Origin of the sequence: Ralstonia sp. SET104 (assembly GCF_003851545.1) — a bacterium.
GTDB lineage: Bacteria > Pseudomonadota > Gammaproteobacteria > Burkholderiales > Burkholderiaceae > Ralstonia.
Window position 1 is genome coordinate 15,061 of sequence record NZ_BHVX01000003.1, and the last position, 19,781, is coordinate 34,841.

The following is a 19,781-nucleotide window of genomic DNA, read 5'->3' on the forward strand; positions in this document are numbered from 1 at the left end:
TGGATTACCCGTTCGAGACGCTTGTTCGATGTACTGAGGAGACACCATGAATTTCGACTACACGCCCAAGGTCAAGGAAATGCAGGCCCGCCTGCTTGAATTCTTCGACCAGCACATCTACCCGAACGAGCATCGCTTCCACGAAGAAGTCGAAGCGAACCGCCGCGCGGGCAATGCCTGGATTCCGACCAAGGTCATCGAAGAACTCAAGCCGCTGGCGCGCAAGGCCGGGCTATGGAACCTGTTCCTGCCGCGCTCGCCGCGCGCGCCGGAGGGTCTGTCGAACCTGGAATACGCGCCGCTGTGCGAGATCATGGGTCGCGTGCCCTGGGCGCCGGAAGTGTTCAACTGCTCGGCGCCCGACACCGGCAACATGGAGACGCTGGAACGCTACGCGTCGGAAGAACTGAAAGACCGCTGGCTCGAACCCCTGCTGCGCGGTGAGATCCGCTCCGCCTTCCTGATGACCGAGCCGGCCGTCGCCTCGTCAGACGCCACCAACATCGAATGCCGCATCGAACGCCAGGGCGATGAGTACGTCATCAACGGCCGCAAGTGGTGGTCCTCCGGCGCAGGCGACCCGCGCTGCGCCGTCTACATCGTCATGGGCAAGACCAACCCGGACGCAGGCCGCCATGAGCAGCAGTCGATGATCGTGGTGCCGGCCAACGCGCCGGGCATTACCGTCATGCGTCCGCTGTCGGTGTTCGGCTATGACGACGCCCCGCACGGCCATATGGAAGTCGACCTGAAGAACGTGCGCGTGCCAGCAGGCAACATCCTGCTGGGTGAAGGCCGCGGCTTCGAGATCGCTCAGGGCCGCCTGGGCCCGGGCCGTATTCACCACTGCATGCGCAGCATCGGCGTGGCAGAACGCGCGCTGGAGCTGATGTGCAAGCGCCTGTCGTCGCGCATCGCGTTCGGCAAGGCCATCGCCCAGCACAGCGTGTGGCACGAGCGCATTGCCGAAGCGCGCTGCATGATCGAGCAGGCCCGCCTGCTCACGCTCAAGGCCGCGTACATGATGGACACCGTCGGCAACAAGGTCGCCAAGGCCGAGATCGCAATGATCAAGGTCGTGGCCCCGAACATCGCCTGCCAGATCGTCGATTGGGCGATCCAGGCGCACGGCGGCGGCGGCGTGTCTGGCGATTTCCCGCTGGCCTCGGCCTACGCGCACCAGCGCACGCTGCGCCTGGCCGACGGCCCGGACGAAGTGCACCGCGCGGCCATCGCCAAGCTGGAACTGGCCAAGCATCTGCACCTGAAGGACGTGGTCGACATGCCGGTCACGCGCGGCGCATAACGACAGACAACTCCAGCCGTACCGTTCACTCCTTAACCCCGCCTTGAGCGGGGATTTTTTTGCCTGTGCCCACCCGTCTGCGCGTTTTCCGGTTCTGTGCTGGAATGGAACACTTTTGCAGGCTGCTGGTGGCCTGCGCGTCTCTTCCCCCGCCAGAAGTCAAGGAGCCAACGCGATGATCGACGTCTATAGCTGGGCCACGCCCAACGGGCACAAAGTGCACATCATGCTGGAGGAATGCGACCTGCCTTACCGCGTTCACGGCATCAACATCGGCGCAGGAGACCAGTTCAAGCCCGACTTCCTCAAGATCAGCCCGAACAACAAGATCCCGGCGATCGTCGATCAAGATGGCCCCGACGGCAAACCCATCTCGCTGTTCGAGTCGGGCGCGATCCTGCTCTACCTCGCCGGCAAGACCGGCAAGTTCATCCCCGAAGACGTGCGCGGCAAGTACGAAGTGCTGCAGTGGCTGATGTTCCAGATGGGCGGCGTTGGCCCGATGCTCGGCCAGGCGCACCACTTCCGCATCTATGCGCCGGAGAAGATTGACTATGCGGTCAACCGTTACACCAACGAGGCCAAGCGGCTGTATGGCGTGATCGACAAGCGCCTGACGGAATCGAAGTTTCTTGGCGGCCCGGATTACTCCATTGCCGACATCGCCACGTGGCCGTGGCTGCGCAGCTGGAAGAACCAAGGGATTGAGCTGTCGGATTACCCCAAGCTGCAGCGCTGGTTTGAAGCCATTGAAGAACGCCCCGCCGTGCAGCGCGCGGTGAAGGTGCTGGCCAAGGATCGCCAGCCGCTGCAAGACGACAAGGCGAAGGAGATCCTGTTCGGCGCAACGCAATATCAGCGGCGCTGATTGAGCGCCAAGCGCGGCGAGAAGGGCTGCTTTTCTGAGGGCTGCTTTTTTTAGGGCAGCCCTTTTGGCTGATCCATCCTCGGTTTCGTCCGGCAATGGGCCGAAACCGAGGCGGACCGCCAACATCAAACCAGCAGCCCCTGCCTTTCAATAAACCTCACCACTTCATCCAGCCCGCCCTGCGCCTTCAGGTTGCACATCACAAATGGCCGGTCGCCGCGCATCTTGCGCGTGTCGCTTTCCATCACGTCCAGCGATGCGCCCACGTACGGCGCCAAGTCGGTCTTGTTGATGATGAGCAGATCCGATTTGGTGATGCCTGGCCCACCCTTGCGCGGAATCTTCTCGCCGCCCGCCACGTCGATCACGTAGATCGTCAGGTCCGACAGCTCCGGGCTGAACGTCGCCGCAAGGTTGTCGCCGCCTGACTCGATGAAGACGACATCGGCATCCGGAAACTTGTTCAGCATGCGGTCCACCGCTTCCAGGTTGATCGACGCATCTTCACGGATGGCGGTGTGCGGGCAGCCACCGGTCTCCACCCCCATGATGCGTTCGGCCGGCAGCGCACCGGAGATGGTCAGCAAGCGCTGATCTTCCTTGGTGTAGATGTCGTTGGTAATCGCCACGAGGTCGTAGCGCTCGCGCATGGCCTTGCAGAGCATCTCCAGCAACGTGGTCTTGCCGGAGCCCACCGGGCCCCCCACGCCAACGCGCAGGGCAGGAAGTTTCTTGGTACGCATGATGATCGGATTCAGGATCTAAAGAGTCTTGAGTATTGCGTCTCGTGCCGGGCCGACAGCACACCCAGCCCCGGTGAAAACGTCGACAGCTCGGGCGGATGACACGCCGCGCGCCGCGACGCTTCATCCACCGCACGCGCCACCGCCGGATGCAGGCCAAAGAGAATGCGCTGCCCTGCTGCTTGCCCCAGTGGTACTGCCTTCACTGCGGCGGCCATCTGGTTTTCCACCCACGCAAAGCAGTACGCCGTCAGGCCATCGTGCGGGTCAACGTTCAGTGCAGCAGCGGCCGCCGCAAATGCCGTCGGAAACGTTACCGAGGCGCGTGCCGACAGCGCCGCACGCCATGCATCGTCGCCCCACCCCATCTGCTGGATCAGGCGATTGAGCGACCAGCCCATCTGCGAAGTCTCCAACCGCAGCTCGCGCGTTTCGCGCGTGGCAAGGAACCACGCATCGCGCTCGGCCACCGCATCGAAGCGGCCAGCCTGCCAGTCGGCGAATTGCAGCAGCCACAGCGGCGCCTCGCACGCGGCGAGCACGTCGAGGCCTTCGGCAATCCACTTCGCGGCGGACACCTCATCCAACACGTCCCGCACTTCCACCGCCGTCTCCAGCCCCTGCGAATAGCTGAACGCACCCACCGGCAATGCCGGGGATGCCAGGTGCAGCAAAGCGGTCAGTTGGGCCACGCTAGTCATGGTGATGGTGGTGATGGCCGCAGCCGGGGCCCTGTACATGTCCGTGTCCGTGGTCGTGTCCGTGGTCGTGCGAGTGACTGTGGTCGTGCCCGTGATGCTCGGTGTACAGCGCCTGCGCTACGGCGTAGTCCACTTTGAACGTCGCGTCGTGGCCATGACGATGGCCGCCGCCGTAAGCACCGGCCTCGGGCTCGAACGGCGCGTCTACATGTGCAATGGTCACGCCCAGACGCACCAGCATGTCTTCGAGCACCGGATCGGCTTCGAGCTGCAGCGCATCGGCGCTCACCTGCACGGGCGTGTGGCGATTGCCGAGGTGATACGCGGCGCGCATCAGGGCGAGGCGGTTGTCGCTGGTCACGCGCAGCACCTGCTCGGGCGCAGCCTGTACCTCCACTAGCGTGCCGTCTTCAGCGACGAGCACATCACCGCCACGCATGACGGTACCGCGCGGCAGCACGACGGCCACCTCGCGGCCATCATCGAGCATGGCACGCAAGCGGCTGCGGCTGCGCTCCAGGAAAGGCAGCACCAGCTTGGGGGCGCGTTTGACCAGCACGGAGGCCAGGCCATGCGGTGTGGGGAGGTGTTTGTTGATCGAAAGCATCGCCGGGACCTATGAACCTATTCGTACTTCACGTACTTCACGTACTTCAACTGCTGAACTTGAACCGTGGGGTTCAGGACTTTGAGTGTCAGGTTCTGAACCCTACAGGGCGCTGTTCTGAACCACAAACATCGAGTTCTGGACTCCAAACGTGGCGTTCCGGACTCCAAACGTGGCGTTCCGGACTCCGAACTTCGGGTTGCGAACCTGACCTTGTTGGTCCATCGCTGGTTTCAGCCGCTGCCGGGGATGAACCACAAAGCCCAAACCCCGGCAAAACCTAAAACAAGAAATACCGCTGCGCCATCGGCAACACCTCAGCCGGCTCACACGTCAGCACCATGCCGTCAGCCACCACCTGATACGTCTCCGGATCCACGCTGATATCCGGCTGCCAGTCGTTATGAATCATGTGCGCCTTGGTGACGCTGCGGGTGCCCTTGACCACGGCGGTGGTCTTGGACAAGCCATAGCTTTCTGCAACGCCCGCTTGGGCTGCCGATTGCGACAGGAAGGTCAGCGACGTGCGCCCCAGCGCCCCGCCGGCCGATCCGAACATCGGTCGGTAGTGAACAGGCTGCGGCGTGGGAATCGACGCATTGGCATCGCCCATCGCGGCCGAGGCGATCATGCCCCCCTTCAGGATCAGGCTCGGCTTCACCCCAAAGAACGCCGGCTTCCACAGCACCAGGTCTGCCCACTTGCCAACCTCGACAGAGCCGACTTCATGCGCAATGCCATGCGTGAGCGCCGGGTTGATCGTGTACTTCGCCACGTAGCGCTTGACGCGAAAGTTGTCGTGTCCGCCACGTGCATCGTTCGGGTCGCCCGCCAGCTTGCCGCGCTGCACCTTCATCTTGTGCGCGGTCTGCCAGGTGCGCAGCACGACTTCGCCCACGCGGCCCATCGCCTGCGAATCGCTGGAGATCATGGAGAACGCGCCCAGGTCGTGCAGGATGTCTTCAGCGGCAATCGTCTCGCGGCGGATGCGGCTCTCGGCAAAGGCGATGTCTTCGGCAATTGATGCATCAAGGTGGTGGCACACCATGAGCATGTCGAGGTGCTCGTCCAGCGTGTTGACGGTGAACGGCCGCGTCGGGTTGGTCGACGACGGCAGCACGTTTGATTCACCGCACACGCGGATGATGTCGGGCGCGTGCCCGCCGCCCGCGCCTTCGGTGTGGTACGTGTGGATCGTGCGGCCCTTGAATGCGGCGATGGTCGCCTCGACAAAACCGGATTCGTTCAGCGTATCGGTGTGGATGGCGACCTGCGTGTCGGTGTCGTCGGCCACGCCCAGACAGCAATCGATGGCGGCAGGCGTGGAGCCCCAGTCTTCATGCAGCTTCAGGCCGATGGCGCCCGCGTCGATCTGCTCGCGCAGCGCGTTCGGCAGGCTGGCGTTGCCCTTGCCCAGAAAACCGATGTTCATGGGGTATGCATCCGCCGCCTGCAGCATGCGCTGCATGTACCACGGCCCCGGCGTGCAGGTGGTGGCGTAGGTGCCGGTGGCAGGGCCCGTGCCGCCGCCGATCATCGTCGTCACGCCGCTGTTGAGCGCTTCGTCAATCTGCTGCGGGCAGATGAAGTGAATGTGCGTGTCGACACCACCGGCCGTGACGATCATGCCCTCGCCCGCGATGATCTCGGTGCCCGGGCCAATGACGATGGTCACGCCGGGCTGGATGTCCGGGTTGCCCGCCTTGCCGATCGCGGCGATACGGCCGTGCTTCAAGCCGATGTCCGCCTTGACGATGCCCCAGTGGTCGATGATCAGCGCGTTGGTGATGACGGTGTCGGCGCAGTCTTTTGATTCGCGCTGGCTCTGGCCCATGCCGTCGCGGATGACCTTGCCCCCGCCAAATTTCACCTCCTCGCCGTAGATCGTGTAATCGCGTTCGACTTCGACGATCAGCTCAGTGTCGGCCAGGCGGATGCGATCGCCCGTGGTGGGGCCGAACATTTCTGCGTAAGCACGGCGGTTGATCTTGAGTGTCATGTCCGTTCCTTCTGCGTCAACTTCACAGCTTGCCCTGCAGTGGTCCCATCACGCGGCCAGCAAAGCCGTAGACCACGCGGTCGCCGGCCAGTGCAACCAACTCAACTGTGCGCTCCTGCCCCGGCTCGAAACGCACGGCCGTGCCGGCTGCGATGTTGAGCCGGTAGCCGCGCGTCGCTTCGCGGTCAAAGTGCAGCGCATCGTTGACTTCATAGAAGTGGTAGTGCGAACCGATCTGCACCGGGCGGTCGCCGGTGTTGGCCACCGTCACCGTCAGCGTGGGCCGGCCTGCGTTGAGTTCGAGATCGCCGTCTTGCGGCAGGAGTTCTCCGGGGATCATGTCGCGCCCCTTAGACAGCCGCCACCAGCAGGCCAGCGCCGTAGAGCGCCACGCCTACACCCGATAGACGCGCCAGCCACGCCAGACGCGGCTTGAGCGCGAACCCCACGGCAATCCCTGCGGTATGCAGCAGCGCCGTCGCCGCGGCAAAGCCGCCGACGAAGGTCGGGAACATCGCCTGCGCCGCTGCCGGGAATTCCGTGCCGTGCGCAAAGCCGTGGAACAGCGCGAACGCGCCGCACAGCAGCGCACCGGCCCACGTCGGCATCTGCGTGCTGGTGGCAATCAGCAGGCCGAACACCAGCAGCGATGCGGCGATCATCGGCTCGGTCATCGGCAATGCCATGCCGCCTGCACCGAGCCATGCGCCCATCGCCATCAGCGCAACAAACGCGACCGGCGCCCACAGCGCATCGCGCACCGAGCGCGAAGCCAATGCGCTCCACACGCCAACGGCCACCATTGCCAGCAGGTGATCAGCGCCCGTCAGCGGATGCAGGAAACCGGCGAGCAGGCTGCCCCCGGCGGTATGTCCCGCAGGGCCCGGGTGGGCAAAGGCGATGGACGCGCCAAACGTAAGTGCAATGGCCGCAGCGGGCCGAATGAAGCGAGACAGGGTAGGCGTCATGACAGAACTCGTTGTGGTGCGTGGCATGCAGACTTCAGACAATCGGATGGTGGACAGTCACCAGCTTGGTGCCGTCCGGAAACGTCGCCTCGACCTGGATGTCGGGAATCATCTCGGCCACGCCATCCATCACGTCATTGCGGGTGAGCAGCGTCGTGCCGTAGTGCATCAGGTCGGCCACCGTCCTGCCGTCGCGTGCGCCTTCCATGATGGCGGCGCTGATAAAGGCGACGGCTTCCGGGTAGTTGAGCTTGAGGCCACGGCCCTTGCGGCGCTCGGCCAGCAAGGCAGCGGTGAAGATCAGTAGCTTGTCTTTTTCGCGCGGGGTCAGTTCCACGAGGGGCTCTCTTTGGTGAGGGTCTAGGTCGGGTGGCGCGAGGTCACGTCGCCCACAAACGCAGCGGACGGCCCACTACGCCGTGCATCGGTTCACGCAGCGCCAGCCATGTCTGCGACAGCAATGCGCGTGCATCTTCGGGCCGGCGTGCGAGCACGCGCAGTAGCAGCACGTTCGGCAGGCCGGGCGCGTCTTGCGTCAGACACGTGACGCCCGCGCGCAGGTCGGCGTTGTATGGCAGGTGTTCGGCCATCGCCTCGGCCAAGGCCTCGGTCGCGCCTTCGCCCACGGCCCACAGCGTGCCGATAACGTGGAAACCGGCCATGCCCGTTGTCGCGCTCAACATAGGCGATTGCGCATCAAATGCGGCGGATTCGATCCACAGCGGCTGGCCCTTGCAGCGCAGTTCGGTGCGCATGGCGATATGGCCGTCGGCCCACGATTCGCCCGCTGCATGGCGGCCAAGCATGGTGGTGTCCCAACCGATGGCGGTGGCACCGGGCGCCAGGTCCAGCGTCAGGGTGATGACCGGGCGCGCCTGGTTGAAGACGATGTTCTCTTGCGGCAGCCAGTCGAGCCGCGCGCCCTCGCCCGCGCGAATGGCAACACGCTGCGCGGCCGTGCGGCCGAGCGACTTGTACCACTTGGTGGCGCCGGGCGTGGTGAGCACCGCATGTGCGTTGGCGCCCAGCTCGATATCGATATCGAGCACATCGCCGCCGGCAATGCCTGCGGGCGGGTGCAGCATCACTGCGTGGCACACACCCTCGCCTTCCGGATACAGCGCCTTCTGCACCCGTAGCGGCCCCTGGTGCCGGCAAGCGGCCAGCACGGTGCGCTCACCGCGCCGCGCAAACGCCAGGCGCAGTGAGGCCTCCCAGGATGCAAATGCGGTGGCCTGCGGCGGGACAGGGAAATCGGGATGGCGCATCGGTCATGCAAACGGGTCGATACTCATCTGAGCCGCGCTGGCGCACGTTTCATATGAGAACCAAACCTAAGCAAACGGAAAGGTTTTCCATCATAGCCAGATGCCAACGGTTTCGCACTCGACTTTTTTCGCCAGACATCTGTGCGTCAAACAGCAACGAGATCCCGTACACCGTCGGCTTCCATGTTGGCGCCGTCGCCATTGGCAATGACCTCACCGCGGCTTATGACAACGTAGCGGTCGGCAATGCTGCGGGCAAAGTCGTAGTACTGCTCAACCAGCAGTATCGACATGCCGAACTCGTCTACCAGCCGGCGCAGCGTGCGGCCAATCTCCTGAATGATCGACGGCTGGATGCCCTCGGTCGGCTCGTCCAGGATCAGCAAGCGCGGCTGGCTCATCAGCGCGCGGCCGATGGCCAGTTGCTGCTGCTGGCCGCCGGACAGGTCGCCGCCGCGCCGGCCCTTCATCTCCTTGAGCACGGGGAACAGCGCGTAGATGGAATCCGGCACCCCGGACGGCGCACGCTTGGCTGCGGCGCCGATCAGCAAGTTCTCTTCCACCGTCAGGCGCGGAAAAATCTCCCGGCCCTGCGGCACATAGGCGAGCCCCTGCGAGACACGCTCGTAGGCCGGTAATTTTTGAATGGCGCGCCCTTCCCAATCGATCACGCCGCTGGCAGCGGGCACCACACCCATCAGGCATTTGAGCAGCGTCGTCTTGCCCACGCCGTTGCGGCCGAGCAGCGTCGTCAGCCTGGCCTGCGGCACCTCAAAGCTGACATTGCGCAGGATGTGACTGCCGCCGTAGAACTGGTTCAGTTGCTGGATCTGCAGCATCGCGTATGTCCTTAGCGCCCCAAATACGATTCGATCACGCGCTCGTCACGCTTGACGGCTTCGAGCGTGCCCTCGGCCAGGACGCTGCCCTCAGCCAGCACCGTCACACGGCCCGTCTCCCCCGCCAGCGCGGCAACAAACTCCATGTCGTGCTCCACCACCATGATCGAGCATGTGCCGCACAGGCCGTTGAGCAACGCAGCGAGCTGCATCGTCTCTTCATCGGTCATGCCGGCAACAGGCTCGTCGAGCAGCAACAGTTGCGGCTGCTGCATCAGCAGCATGCCAATTTCCAGCCGCTGTTTCTGGCCGTGCGAGAGCAGTCCGGCGGGCCGATACGCCTCGGCCTCCAGATGGATGCGGCCGAGCGTTTCTTCGATGCGCTGGCGGCCAGCGCTCAGCAAGCGCGCACCCAACGACACCCACCAGCGCTTGTCGGCCTTCATTGCCAGTTCCAGGTTCTCCCACACAGTGTGCTGCTCGAACACAGTGGGCTTCTGAAACTTGCGGCCAATGCCGATCTGCGCAATACGCGGCTCGGTCAGGCGCAGCAGGTCGATGCTCTGCCCAAGGAAGACGCGGCCCGTGACGTCTGCATTGCGCGGGCCGGTCTTGCCGGTAATCACGTCCATCATCGTGGTCTTGCCCGCGCCGTTGGGGCCGATGATGCAACGCAACTCCCCGTGGTCAATGGAGAGCGTGAGCGCATTCAGCGCGCGAAAGCCGCCAAAGCGCACTGTCACGTCTTCGAGATACAGGATGGCGCCGTGCGAGACGTCAATCGTGTCCGGCTCGACCACGTGGCCCATGCCGGTAGCGGTGCCGCTGAAGTTGCCCTCCTGCGCACGGTCGGGGAGCTCGGTGATGGTGCTCATGCGCGGTCTCCGGCGGAGGGTGTAGCGGTGGCTGTTGCGGCTTCACGCGCGTTGCTCTGGGCCGGCGTGCGCTTCTGCATGCGCAGCTTGCCCAACACACCCAGCACGCCATTCGGCAGATACAGCGTTACCAGCACGAAGATCGCGCCGAGCACGAACAGCCAGTACTCCGGCACCCATGCCGTCAGCAGCGTCTTGGCACCGTTGACGAGGAACGCGCCGATGATCGGGCCGATCAACGTGCCGCGCCCGCCCACGGCCACCCACACGGCCATCTCGATCGAATTGCCCGGCGACATCTCGCCCGGGTTGATGATGCCGACCTGCGGCACATACAGTGCGCCCGCAATGCCGCACAGCACGGCCGAGAACGTCCACACGAACAGCTTGTAGCCGAGCGGGTTGTAGCCTGAAAACATCACGCGCGCTTCGGCATCGCGGATGGCCGTGACCACGCGCCCGAACTTTGAGGTGACGATTGCGCGGCAGGCAATGAACGCCAGCACCAGCGTGATAAACGTGGCGACGAACAGCACCGCGCGTGTCGGCAATGCGGAGATCGGGAAGCCAAGGATGCGCTTGAAATCCGTAAAGCCGTTGTTGCCGCCAAAGCCTGTTTCGTTGCGGAAGAACAGCAGCATGGCCGCGTACGTCATCGCTTGCGTGATGATCGACAGGTACACGCCCTTCACGCGCGAGCGGAAGGCGAAGAAGCCGAACAGCCACGCCAGCACGCCCGGCACAAGCATCACCAGCAGCATCGCCCAGGCGAAATGCCCGGTGCCGTGCCAGAACCAGGGCAGTTCCTTCCAGTCAAGGAACACCATGAAATCCGGCAGGTCGCTCTTGTACACGCCTTCACGGCCGATGGAGCGCATGAGGTACATGCCCATGGCATAGCCGCCCAGCGCGAAGAACACGCCATGACCAAGGCTGAGGATCCCGCAGTAACCCCACACCAAGTCGAGCGCCAATGCTGCCAGCGCGTAGCACATGATCTTGCCGACGAGCGTGAGCGCATAGGCCGACAGATGCAGCGGGCTGCCCTCCGGCACCAGCAGCGCGCACACCGGCGCGCCAATGCAGACGATAAGCGACACCAGCACCAGCGCAGACCACCCGCGCCGCGACAGCAGCGGCATGCGCGCCGGAATATCGAGAGAGAACGTGGCCGTGTTCATGGGTCAGGCCTCAGCGCTGCGGCCCTTGAGGGCAAACAGCCCCTGCGGACGCTTCTGGATGAACAGCACGATCAGCACCAGCACGATGATCTTCGCCAGCACCGCGCCATAGAACGGCTCGATGAACTTGTTGATGAGCCCCAGCCCAAATGCACCGATGATGGTGCCCGCCAGTTGCCCCACCCCGCCCAGCACCACGGCCATGAACGAATCGATGATGTAGCTCTGGCCAAGATCGGGCCCGACATTGCCGATCTGCGAGAGCGCGCAACCGCCCAGCCCGGCAATACCGGCACCGAAGGCAAACGCGTAGCTGTCGACCTTCCAGGTGCGCACGCCCACGCAGGCCGCCATCGTACGGTTCTGCGTGGTGGCACGCACGAACAAGCCCAAGCGCGTGCGGTTGAGCACCGCCCACGCAATCGCTACCACGGCCAGTGCAAACAGCAGAATCACGAGCCGGTTGTACGGCAGGATCAACCCCGGATACAGCGCAATGCCGCCGCTCATCCAGCTCGGGTTGGCCACCTCAACGTTCTGCGCGCCGAAGATCGAGCGCACGGCCTGCATCAGCAGCAGGCTGACCCCGAAGGTGGCGAGCAGCGTTTCCAGCGGGCGGCCATAGAGATGGCGCAGTACCAAACGCTCCAGCGTAAAACCGACAACAGCCGCTGCCAGAAATGCCACAGGCAGTGCGGCAGGCAGATACCAGTCGAACGCATTCGGAAAGTCGTTGCGAAAAATCGTCTGCACCACGTAGGTGGCATATGCGCCGATCATCAGGAATTCACCGTGCGCCATGTTGATGACGCCGATCAGGCCGTAGGTGATCGCCAGCCCCAGCGCGGCGAGCAACAGCACAGAGCCCAGGCTCAGGCCCGCGAACAGGTTACCGACCAGCTCCGCCTTGCGCTCCTGCGCGGACAGGCTGTCGATGGCTTGTTGTGCGGCTGCGCGCAGGTCATCACTCGCACCGCTGTCCTTGGCGAGCAGCGGCGCGATGCGTTGGCGTGTCTGCGGGTTGGTATCGCCCGCAAGCAACTTCAGCGCTTCGAGCTTCTCCGCATGGGTGCCATCGTCGAGCGCAAGATTGGCCCACAGCAGATGCAGCTTGGTGCGCAATGCAGGATCGGTCTCATGCTTGCGCGCAGCGTCGACAATCGGGCGCGAGGCCGTCTCCGGATGCGCCAGCAGCGTATCGACGGCTTGTGCGCGTGCAGCACGATCCGGCGACTGCAACACGAAGCCGCTCGCCGCACTGTCGACTTGCGCACGCAGCGCATTGTTCAGCGTGAGCGATTGCAGATCATCTGCGCGGACGGTAACGGGCTGGCCGGAGATCGCATCCAGATAGCGCGCGCCATCCTGGCGCACCATGCCAGCGGCGGGCGCGAAGAACAGCGCATCGTTCTGCAGCGCCTGGAGGATGGGGCCAGCCTGTTCAGCAGGCGCGGCAGCCAGTGCATTGAGCGCCTTTACCTTGGCGTCGAAATCGTCTTCGGCCAACGGCTTGAGATCAGCCTGCGTCAAAGGTTGTGCGGCTGCCCATGCTGATACAGCGGGCATCGCAGCCAGACAAAACGCGCACAGCAGTGCAGCAAGAAAGCGGGACAAGCGCATCATGGCAATCCGATGCGTGGCGGCCGGCACCAAAACCGGCACGCCACGTCGTGCAGCATCGTTCAAAGGGTCGGCCACGCAGGGCGCGTGGCCGGTCCACCATCACATCACTTGGCCGCGCTTGCGACCATGTCAGGCTTGCCCTCGTTGCCAGGGATATACGGGCTCCACGGCTTGGCGCGAATCACCGTCGGCGTCTTCCACACGATGTTGAACTGGCCATCGCCACGCACCTCGCCAATCATCACCGGCTTGCTCAGGTGATGGTTGTTATTCATCACCAGCGTGAAGCCCGACGGTGCCTTGAACTGCTGGCCGTACATCGCTTGGCGCACCTTGTCCACGTCGGTGGTACCGGCCTTCTCGACGGCCTGCTTCCACATCATGATGCCGACGTAAGTCGCCTCCATCGGGTCGTTGGTCACGCGCTTGTCGCCGCCGGGCAGGTTGTTGGCCTTCACCCAGGCGGCCCACTTCTTCCTGAAATCGTCGTTCACCGGGTTCTTGACCGACATGAAGTAATTCCATGCCGCGAGCTGGCCAGCCAGCGGTTTCGTATCAATGCCGCGCAGTTCTTCCTCACCCACCGAGAACGCCACCACCGGCACGTCCTTGGCTTTCAGACCGGCGTTGCCGAGTTCCTTGTAGAACGGCACGTTCGAATCGCCGTTGATGGTGGAAATCACAGCCGTCTTGCCGCCCTGCGAGAACTTCTTGATATTGGCAACGATGGTCTGGTAATCGGAGTGGCCGAACGGCGTGTAGACCTCTTCGATGTCGCTGTCCTTCACGCCCTTGCTGTGCAGGAACGCGCGCAGGATCTTGTTGGTCGTGCGCGGGTACACGTAGTCGGTGCCCAGCAGGAAGAAGCGCTTGGCAGCCCCGCCTTCCTTGCTCATCAGATATTCCACGGCCGGAATGGCTTGCTGGTTGGGCGCCGCACCCGTGTAGAAGACGTTCTTCGACATCTCTTCGCCTTCGTACTGCACCGGGTAGAACAGCAGGCCGTTCAGCTCCTCATACACCGGCAGCACCGACTTGCGCGACACCGATGTCCAGCAGCCGAACGTGACGGCGACCTTGTCCTGCGTCAGCAGCCCGCGCGCCTTTTCGGCAAACAGCGGCCAATTCGATGCCGGATCCACCACCACCGGCTGCAGCTTGCGGCCCAGCACGCCGCCGCTCTTGTTGATCTCGTCGATCGTCATCAGCGCCACGTCTTTGAGCGACGTCTCGGAGATGGCCATCGTGCCCGACAGCGAGTGCAGGATGCCAACCTTGATCGGCTCTTTTGCCTGAGCAAACGCAAAATTCGACACGGACAACAATGCTGCAGCACCCACGGCTGACAGCTTCAACAGCGCACGACGCTTCATTGCGGCTCCTTCGGTTTTGTTGATGGCGAGAACGACTCCCGAGGTCAAAATTGCAACTACCGTGCCATCGTTTTTCGCTCGCTCGAAGGGAAATCCGCGCCAAAACGGTGCTGAAAGCGCGCCAACTACGCGCATTTCTCTGCCACGATGCGCACGCGTGGGGCACGCCCAAACAAGCACAAAACAACCGAAGTGCAAGCGCAAAAAGAAAGGCCGGCATTGCGCCGGCCCTTGGGTCATACGAGAAACGAGGCTCAGGAATAGCGCCGCGAGATCGATTCCGCCACGCAGACCGGGCGCTCCTGCCCTTCGCGTTCAATGGTGACGGCCCAGGTCAGTTGAGCGCCGGCCAATGCGGGGGCATTCGGCAGCGGCGGCAGCACTTCCATCTCCAGCAGCGTCACGCGTGCACGCACGCGACTACCTACGGGCACCGGCGCCGTGAAGCGGACCTTGTTCAGCCCGTAGTTCACGCCCATCTTCACGTCAGACATCGCAATCGCGTTCGCCATCAGCATCGGCAGCAGCGACAGCGTCAGAAAGCCGTGTGCCACCGGCGCCCCGAACGGCGACTCACGCTTGGCGCGCTCCACATCCACGTGAATCCACTGATGATCGCCCGTGGCCTCGGCAAACAGGTTGACCTGCTGCTGCGTGATCTCGGTCCAGTCACTCACCGCAACTTCCTGGCCGACCAGTCCTTTCAGCTCGTCGAGCGATTCGATGATGCGCATATGGGTTGTCTCCTTGTTATTGTGCGACGACGTGCATCAAGTCTTCGGGCGCCGGCCGAACAGGCCCATGCCCGTCACCGTGCAGACCAGCTCACCGCGCTGGTTATGCGCTTCCCAGCGGTTGATCGCTACGCCGCGATCCGGCTTCGACTGCGACGGCTTGATCTCCATGCACGTGCTTGACACCGACAGCGTGTCGCCCGGATACACCGGCTTCATCCAGCGGATTTCGTCCACGCCCGGCGAGCCCATGCTGGCCGCCTTGCCCAGAAAGCCCGTCACCATCAGCCGCATCATGATCGAGCAGGTCATCCAGCCGCTCGAAATAATGCCGCCATAGATGCTCTGCTTGGCCGCTTCCTCGTCGATGTGGAAAGGCTGCGGATCATATTGCCGCGCAAAGGTCAGGATCTCTTCTTCGGTCACGGTGTACGTGCCCATCTGCAGCGTGCGGCCGACTTCGAAATCGTCGAAGTAAAAATCGTACGGTAGCGTTGCTTCTGCCATGTCGTTCGCTCCAAAAGACAACGCCCCGCAGAGGTGCGGGGCGCCGAAGGTTGCTTTTACGCTGCGTCCTGGAAACCCGGCAGCGACGCGAAGCGTGCCAGGTGATGATCCACGTCGCCCAGCGTCGTGTTGATCATCGTCAGCCGCTTGAACATGTGCGCGGCCGGCAGCTCGTTCGTCACGCCCATGCCGCCGTGCAACTGCACCGCTTCCTGGCCGACATCACGCGCAGCCTGGCCGACACGTGCCTTGGCAGCCGACACGTAGCGGCGGCGTGCCTCGGCATCGCCATCCTCAAAGTGCGCAGCGGCCAGATACGTAATCGAACGCGCCTGCTCGCCATGAATGAACATGTCAACCATGCGATGCTGCAACGCCTGGAAACGCGCGATCGGCACACCAAACTGCTGACGCGTCTTGGTGTATTCCAGCGTCGCGGCATTCAGCGCATCGATCAGGCCGACGGCCTCGGCGCACAGCAACACGCAACCCAGGTCGGCCACGGCGTCGATGATTTCCCATGCGTCGCCAGCCGTGCCAAGCAAGGTGGCGGGGGCGTTATCGAAACGGATATCAGCGGCATGCAGGTTGTCGATCGTGCGGTAATCCTTGATCGTCAGACCCGCTGCGTCGCGGTCAACCACAAACAGCGACAAGCCGGATGCATCACGCGCCTCGCCACCCGTGCGTGCCGAGACGATCAGCTTGTCGGCCTGCGCGCCGTGCACCACCACAGCTTTCTCACCGGTGAGCACCCAGCCGCTGCCTTGCTGTGCAGCGCGTGTGGTCACGTTGAAGAGTTCATAGCGCGATTGCGGCTCGCCAAAGGCGATGGCCAGCTTCACGGCGCCGCCGGCCACTTCTTCCAGCAGCGCATCCTGGCCGCCCGCGAGCTTGAGCGCCTGCGCGCCCAGCACGGTCGCCTGATACGGCTCCACCACCAGGCCGCGCCCCAGTTGCTGCATCACCACCAGCAGGTCCATCGCGCGGCCATCAAAGCCGCCCTGCGCTTCCGGCACCGGCAAGGCGGTCAGACCCAGCTCGGCAATGCTGTCCCATGCGCTTTGCGACACGCCCTCGGGCGAGTACACGATCTTGTTGCGTGCCTCGAAGCCATAGTCCTTGTCGATGAAGCGGCGCACTGCATCGGCCAGTTGCTTCTGTTCGTCGGTGAACGAGAAATCCATGTTTGTCTCCGTTATCCGTTCTGGTCAGACGCCAAGGATCATCTGCGAGATGATGTTGCGCTGGATCTCGTTCGACCCGCCGTAAATCGAGGTCTTGCGATAGTTGAAGTAGTACGGCGCGAGCGGCGCGGCATCGTTGTCGCCTGTCACCGCCTGCAGGGTCTCGCCTTCCAGGTAGCTCGGGTCGAACGGCTGGGCGTACGGGCCCACGGCCTCGACCATCAGCTCGGTCAGCATCTGCTGGATCTGCGTGCCCTTGATCTTGAGCAGCGACGCCTCGGGACCGGGGCCCTTGCCAGCGTTCTCGCTCGACACCACGCGCAGTACCGTCATCTCCAGCGCCAGCAGTTCGATCTCCAGCGATGCCACCTTGGCGCCGAATACCGGGTCCTGCAGCAACGGCTTGCCGTTCTTCTGGTGCTGCAGCGCAACGCGCTTGAGGAACGCCAGCTCGCGCTTGGAGTTACCCACGCGTGCAATGCCGGTGCGCTCGTGGCCGAGCAGGTACTTGGCGTATGTCCAGCCGCGGTTCTCATCGCCGATGAGGTTTTCGACCGGCACCTTCACGTTGTCGAAGAACACCTCGTTCACTTCATGCTCTTCGTCCAACATGATGATCGGGCGCACGGTGATGCCCGGCGTCTTCATGTCGATCAGCAGGAACGAGATGCCCTCCTGCTTCTTGGCGTCCGGGTCGGTGCGGACCAGGCAGAAGATCATGTCGGCGTGCTGGCCGAGCGTGGTCCAGGTCTTCTGGCCGTTGACGATGTAGTGATCGCCCTCACGCACTGCGCGCGTCTTGACCGAGGCGAGGTCGGAGCCAGAGCCCGGCTCGGAGTAACCCTGGCACCACCAGTCGGTGCAATCAACGATGCGCGGCAGGAAGTAGCGCTTCTGCGCTTCGTTGCCGTACTTCATGATGACGGGTGCGACCATGCTGACGCCGAACGGCAGCACGCCGGGCGCGCCAATCTGCGCACATTCTTCGTCCCAGATATGTTTTTGGATGGGGGACCAACCAGTGCCGCCCCACTCGACCGGCCAGTGCGGTACCGACCAGCCCTTGCCCGCGAGCGCCTTGTGCCAGCGAACGAAATCTTCGCGGTTCAGGCGGCGGTGGTTCAACACCTTGTCTTGAATGTCCTTGGGCAGATTGGCTTCCAGCCAGCCGCGGACTTCCTGGCGGAACGCATCATCGGCCGCCGAGTAGTTCAGATCCATGCCTGTCTCCTGTGGTTGGCGCTCCGCCGTGGCAAATCGGCGAAGCACATTCTGTCGGACCGGCGCGGACCTGCGAGCCTGCCCACGATCCTGGTGCGCGCCCCGATCTTGGCCTGGCGATGCTCGCCGTACACCTGTACGGCTTCGCTTCTCAGTCCAACCTCGAGTCGCTCGCTACGGATCGTCAGCGGGCTCTGGGATCGGGGCAGCTAGTGCACGGGCTGCTTGAGCGCGTCGGGCACCAGCAGCGGCATCACGTCGATGCCTTCCTCTGCCAGCTCCTGCGCTTGCTCCCGAGACGTTGTCCCGCGAATGCCCCGCTCCGGCGCCTCGTTGTAGTGCATGCGGCGCGCCTCTTCTGCAAACCGTTCGCCAACGTCCTCGGTGTTTGCCAGAACGTGGCGTACAGCTTTCAGGTAAAGCTGTTGCAGGGCTGCTGCGGGCGCTCCGCCCTCGCCTTCGGCTGCCTTGGCGGCACCGCTCTTCTGGGCGGTCTCCGCACGTGAGGACGACAGATTCAGGCGCGGCGCACTCGGCAAGCGCTCAACCTCGTTGTGACCGCAAACCGGGCACGTCAACAGCCCGCGTTCTTGCTGCGATTGCAAATCGGCATCGGAGCCGAACCAGCCTTCGAAGCGGTGGTCATTGGCACAGCGGAGGTCCAGCACTTTCATGATCGGTCCAGCGCATGGGGATGAGTGTATCCCCGATTCGAAAATTTGTGAACGATCGTGCTAATTTTTTCGCACGATCGTTCACTAAGGTAGTGACAGCAGGAAAACAGCGTGGTCAAACGACAATACAAGAGGCTCAGGCTGCACCTGGCGTCCATGCACCCGACAGAATCTTCTCGAGCCAGAACGTGCCGATGATGGTCTTCACATCGGAAATCCTGCCCTCGCGCACCCAGTCGATCAACTGAGCCGCCGGCGTGACGAAGGTCTCGAGAAATTCGCCTTCATCGAGCATTGCCTCGCCCTCCTTAAGATCGCGCGCGAGATAGATATCGATGAACTCGGTGGAATACGAAATAACCGGGTGGATGCGTGTGAGGTGGTCCCAGCGCTCGGCAGTGTAGCCAGTTTCCTCTTGCAACTCGCGCTTACCGCATGTGAGCGCACCCTCCTGCGGGTCGAGCTTGCCGGCCGGGAATTCGATCATCACCTTGCCGACTGGATAGCGGAACTGACGCTCCATCAGAACGGTGCCATCGTCAAACAGCGGGATCATCATCACCGCGCCCGGATGGATCAGATATTCGCGGCTGGCATTGCGGCCGTCCGGCAGGCGAACGATGTCCTGTTTGAGCGTGAGGAACTTGCCTTGGTGCATCAATGCGGATGCGACCTGAGTCTCGCGCAGACCAGCGTCCGGGTCCTGCGTCGTGTCAGGGGTGGCGTTCAGCGGAGTGTGATCGGACATGGCGCTCTCTCATGCCGAGACAGCGAGAACCTGCCCGGCGGGAATTAACGGGAATCGCGGGGGTGACGAACCAGGTATTGCCACGTAAAGCCGGGAAACGCGAACACGAGCATCAGACAAGCGGTAATCGCGTAAAACTGCCAGCCTTGCGGAAAAGCATTGCCTTGGCTCGATTCGATACCGAAGCCGATCAGCCCTACCACAACGTACATGGCGATCAGTTCGGTGCCGCGCAGCCAGAACGGCTTGCGCGGCCAGCGTACCGGCACCAGGGCCAGCACGCGTTGGTTGACGAACGGGAGGTTGGCACAGATCAGTGCCAACACGATGACAAACAGACCGCCCGTCGATGTGCTCAT

At 63.3% G+C, this 19,781-nt stretch carries 22 protein-coding genes; 2 read left to right on the forward strand and 20 right to left on the reverse strand.

Translation table 11 applies throughout. From position 1 onward, the window contains the following. The first annotated feature begins 46 nt into the window (after window positions 1-46). The gene (locus PSUB009319_RS04690) at window positions 47-1,306 is read left to right on the forward strand and encodes an acyl-CoA dehydrogenase family protein (protein ID WP_124381095.1); all 1,260 of its coding nucleotides are present in this window, start codon (window positions 47-49) and stop codon (window positions 1,304-1,306) included. Window positions 1,307-1,481: 175 nt separating this feature from the next. Beyond that, window positions 1,482-2,174: a glutathione S-transferase N-terminal domain-containing protein gene (locus PSUB009319_RS04695; RefSeq protein ID WP_124381096.1), complete on the forward strand. Its 693-nt coding sequence runs from the start codon at window positions 1,482-1,484 to the stop codon at window positions 2,172-2,174. Window positions 2,175-2,299: 125 nt separating this feature from the next. On the opposite strand, the gene ureG is transcribed toward PSUB009319_RS04695, so the two are convergent. The 20 genes from ureG to PSUB009319_RS04795 form a co-directional block, all read right to left on the reverse strand. Next, the gene (ureG, locus tag PSUB009319_RS04700) at window positions 2,300-2,917 is read right to left on the reverse strand and encodes an urease accessory protein UreG (RefSeq protein ID WP_124381097.1); all 618 of its coding nucleotides are present in this window, start codon (window positions 2,915-2,917) and stop codon (window positions 2,300-2,302) included. Window positions 2,918-2,928: 11 nt separating this feature from the next. Continuing rightward, complete coding sequence (locus tag PSUB009319_RS04705) at window positions 2,929-3,618, reverse strand: urease accessory protein UreF (RefSeq protein ID WP_124381382.1); 690 nt, start codon at window positions 3,616-3,618, stop codon at window positions 2,929-2,931. Then, a complete protein-coding gene (gene ureE, locus PSUB009319_RS04710; RefSeq protein ID WP_124381098.1) occupies window positions 3,611-4,225 on the reverse strand; it encodes an urease accessory protein UreE in 615 nt (204 codons plus the stop codon). The genes PSUB009319_RS04705 and ureE overlap by 8 nt, the downstream gene beginning before the upstream one ends. Before the next feature lie 280 nt (window positions 4,226-4,505). Next, window positions 4,506-6,224: an urease subunit alpha gene (gene ureC / locus PSUB009319_RS04715; RefSeq protein ID WP_124381099.1), complete on the reverse strand. Its 1,719-nt coding sequence runs from the start codon at window positions 6,222-6,224 to the stop codon at window positions 4,506-4,508. 22 nt (window positions 6,225-6,246) lie between these two features. Next, complete coding sequence (locus PSUB009319_RS04720) at window positions 6,247-6,564, reverse strand: urease subunit beta (protein ID WP_124381100.1); 318 nt, start codon at window positions 6,562-6,564, stop codon at window positions 6,247-6,249. A 10-nt stretch (window positions 6,565-6,574) separates the two neighbouring features. Beyond that, a complete protein-coding gene (locus PSUB009319_RS04725) occupies window positions 6,575-7,192 on the reverse strand; it encodes a HupE/UreJ family protein (protein WP_124381101.1) in 618 nt (205 codons plus the stop codon). A 34-nt stretch (window positions 7,193-7,226) separates the two neighbouring features. Continuing rightward, a complete protein-coding gene (locus PSUB009319_RS04730) occupies window positions 7,227-7,529 on the reverse strand; it encodes an urease subunit gamma (RefSeq protein ID WP_124381102.1) in 303 nt (100 codons plus the stop codon). A 43-nt stretch (window positions 7,530-7,572) separates the two neighbouring features. Next, complete coding sequence (locus PSUB009319_RS04735; protein WP_124381103.1) at window positions 7,573-8,460, reverse strand: urease accessory protein UreD; 888 nt, start codon at window positions 8,458-8,460, stop codon at window positions 7,573-7,575. 146 nt (window positions 8,461-8,606) lie between these two features. Next, on the reverse strand, window positions 8,607-9,299 hold the full coding sequence (urtE, locus tag PSUB009319_RS04740) for an urea ABC transporter ATP-binding subunit UrtE (RefSeq protein WP_124381104.1): 693 nt from the start codon (window positions 9,297-9,299) through the stop codon (window positions 8,607-8,609). 11 nt (window positions 9,300-9,310) lie between these two features. Beyond that, the gene (urtD, locus tag PSUB009319_RS04745) at window positions 9,311-10,174 is read right to left on the reverse strand and encodes an urea ABC transporter ATP-binding protein UrtD (RefSeq protein ID WP_124381105.1); all 864 of its coding nucleotides are present in this window, start codon (window positions 10,172-10,174) and stop codon (window positions 9,311-9,313) included. Next, window positions 10,171-11,355, reverse strand: a complete 1,185-nt coding sequence (urtC, locus tag PSUB009319_RS04750; protein ID WP_124381106.1) for an urea ABC transporter permease subunit UrtC — start codon at window positions 11,353-11,355, stop codon at window positions 10,171-10,173. Before urtC ends, urtD begins: the two co-directional genes overlap by 4 nt. A 3-nt stretch (window positions 11,356-11,358) precedes the next feature. Continuing rightward, on the reverse strand, window positions 11,359-12,978 hold the full coding sequence (gene urtB / locus PSUB009319_RS04755) for an urea ABC transporter permease subunit UrtB (RefSeq protein ID WP_124381107.1): 1,620 nt from the start codon (window positions 12,976-12,978) through the stop codon (window positions 11,359-11,361). 104 nt (window positions 12,979-13,082) lie between these two features. Then, a complete protein-coding gene (urtA, locus tag PSUB009319_RS04760) occupies window positions 13,083-14,351 on the reverse strand; it encodes an urea ABC transporter substrate-binding protein (RefSeq protein ID WP_124381108.1) in 1,269 nt (422 codons plus the stop codon). 254 nt (window positions 14,352-14,605) lie between these two features. Next, window positions 14,606-15,085, reverse strand: a complete 480-nt coding sequence (locus tag PSUB009319_RS04765; protein WP_124381109.1) for a MaoC family dehydratase — start codon at window positions 15,083-15,085, stop codon at window positions 14,606-14,608. Window positions 15,086-15,121: 36 nt separating this feature from the next. After that, complete coding sequence (locus tag PSUB009319_RS04770; RefSeq protein WP_124381110.1) at window positions 15,122-15,592, reverse strand: MaoC family dehydratase; 471 nt, start codon at window positions 15,590-15,592, stop codon at window positions 15,122-15,124. 56 nt (window positions 15,593-15,648) lie between these two features. Then, a complete protein-coding gene (locus PSUB009319_RS04775) occupies window positions 15,649-16,779 on the reverse strand; it encodes an acyl-CoA dehydrogenase family protein (RefSeq protein ID WP_124381111.1) in 1,131 nt (376 codons plus the stop codon). Between the two features lie 24 nt (window positions 16,780-16,803). Then, on the reverse strand, window positions 16,804-18,000 hold the full coding sequence (locus PSUB009319_RS04780) for an acyl-CoA dehydrogenase family protein (protein ID WP_124381112.1): 1,197 nt from the start codon (window positions 17,998-18,000) through the stop codon (window positions 16,804-16,806). Window positions 18,001-18,209: 209 nt separating this feature from the next. After that, window positions 18,210-18,674 (reverse strand): DUF1178 family protein, encoded by a 465-nt coding sequence (locus PSUB009319_RS04785; RefSeq protein WP_124381113.1) that lies wholly within the window; start codon window positions 18,672-18,674, stop codon window positions 18,210-18,212. A 136-nt stretch (window positions 18,675-18,810) separates the two neighbouring features. Then, the gene (locus PSUB009319_RS04790; protein WP_124381114.1) at window positions 18,811-19,422 is read right to left on the reverse strand and encodes an NUDIX domain-containing protein; all 612 of its coding nucleotides are present in this window, start codon (window positions 19,420-19,422) and stop codon (window positions 18,811-18,813) included. A 44-nt stretch (window positions 19,423-19,466) separates the two neighbouring features. Next, on the reverse strand, window positions 19,467-19,781 hold the full coding sequence (locus PSUB009319_RS04795) for a DUF2818 family protein (protein WP_124381115.1): 315 nt from the start codon (window positions 19,779-19,781) through the stop codon (window positions 19,467-19,469).

Bases quoted from the DNA above. Each gene is read 5' to 3' on its own strand.
- PSUB009319_RS04695 (WP_124381096.1), top strand. From the start codon at position 1,482: ATGATCGACGTCTATAGCTGGGCCACGCCCAACGGGCACAAAGTGCAC.
- urtB (WP_124381107.1), bottom strand. From the start codon at position 12,978: ATGATGCGCTTGTCCCGCTTTCTTGCTGCACTGCTGTGCGCGTTTTGT.
- PSUB009319_RS04735 (WP_124381103.1), bottom strand. From the start codon at position 8,460: ATGCGCCATCCCGATTTCCCTGTCCCGCCGCAGGCCACCGCATTTGCA.
- PSUB009319_RS04790 (WP_124381114.1), bottom strand. From the start codon at position 19,422: ATGTCCGATCACACTCCGCTGAACGCCACCCCTGACACGACGCAGGAC.
- PSUB009319_RS04775 (WP_124381111.1), bottom strand. From the start codon at position 16,779: ATGGATTTCTCGTTCACCGACGAACAGAAGCAACTGGCCGATGCAGTG.
- urtC (WP_124381106.1), bottom strand. From the start codon at position 11,355: ATGAACACGGCCACGTTCTCTCTCGATATTCCGGCGCGCATGCCGCTG.
- PSUB009319_RS04765 (WP_124381109.1), bottom strand. From the start codon at position 15,085: ATGCGCATCATCGAATCGCTCGACGAGCTGAAAGGACTGGTCGGCCAG.
- PSUB009319_RS04705 (WP_124381382.1), bottom strand. From the start codon at position 3,618: ATGACTAGCGTGGCCCAACTGACCGCTTTGCTGCACCTGGCATCCCCG.
- urtD (WP_124381105.1), bottom strand. From the start codon at position 10,174: ATGAGCACCATCACCGAGCTCCCCGACCGTGCGCAGGAGGGCAACTTC.
- PSUB009319_RS04785 (WP_124381113.1), bottom strand. From the start codon at position 18,674: ATGAAAGTGCTGGACCTCCGCTGTGCCAATGACCACCGCTTCGAAGGC.
- PSUB009319_RS04690 (WP_124381095.1), top strand. From the start codon at position 47: ATGAATTTCGACTACACGCCCAAGGTCAAGGAAATGCAGGCCCGCCTG.
- PSUB009319_RS04725 (WP_124381101.1), bottom strand. From the start codon at position 7,192: ATGACGCCTACCCTGTCTCGCTTCATTCGGCCCGCTGCGGCCATTGCA.
- PSUB009319_RS04780 (WP_124381112.1), bottom strand. From the start codon at position 18,000: ATGGATCTGAACTACTCGGCGGCCGATGATGCGTTCCGCCAGGAAGTC.
- PSUB009319_RS04720 (WP_124381100.1), bottom strand. From the start codon at position 6,564: ATGATCCCCGGAGAACTCCTGCCGCAAGACGGCGATCTCGAACTCAAC.
- urtA (WP_124381108.1), bottom strand. From the start codon at position 14,351: ATGAAGCGTCGTGCGCTGTTGAAGCTGTCAGCCGTGGGTGCTGCAGCA.
- PSUB009319_RS04795 (WP_124381115.1), bottom strand. From the start codon at position 19,781: ATGAGCACATCGACGGGCGGTCTGTTTGTCATCGTGTTGGCACTGATC.
- urtE (WP_124381104.1), bottom strand. From the start codon at position 9,299: ATGCTGCAGATCCAGCAACTGAACCAGTTCTACGGCGGCAGTCACATC.
- ureE (WP_124381098.1), bottom strand. From the start codon at position 4,225: ATGCTTTCGATCAACAAACACCTCCCCACACCGCATGGCCTGGCCTCC.
- ureC (WP_124381099.1), bottom strand. From the start codon at position 6,224: ATGACACTCAAGATCAACCGCCGTGCTTACGCAGAAATGTTCGGCCCC.
- PSUB009319_RS04770 (WP_124381110.1), bottom strand. From the start codon at position 15,592: ATGGCAGAAGCAACGCTACCGTACGATTTTTACTTCGACGATTTCGAA.
- ureG (WP_124381097.1), bottom strand. From the start codon at position 2,917: ATGCGTACCAAGAAACTTCCTGCCCTGCGCGTTGGCGTGGGGGGCCCG.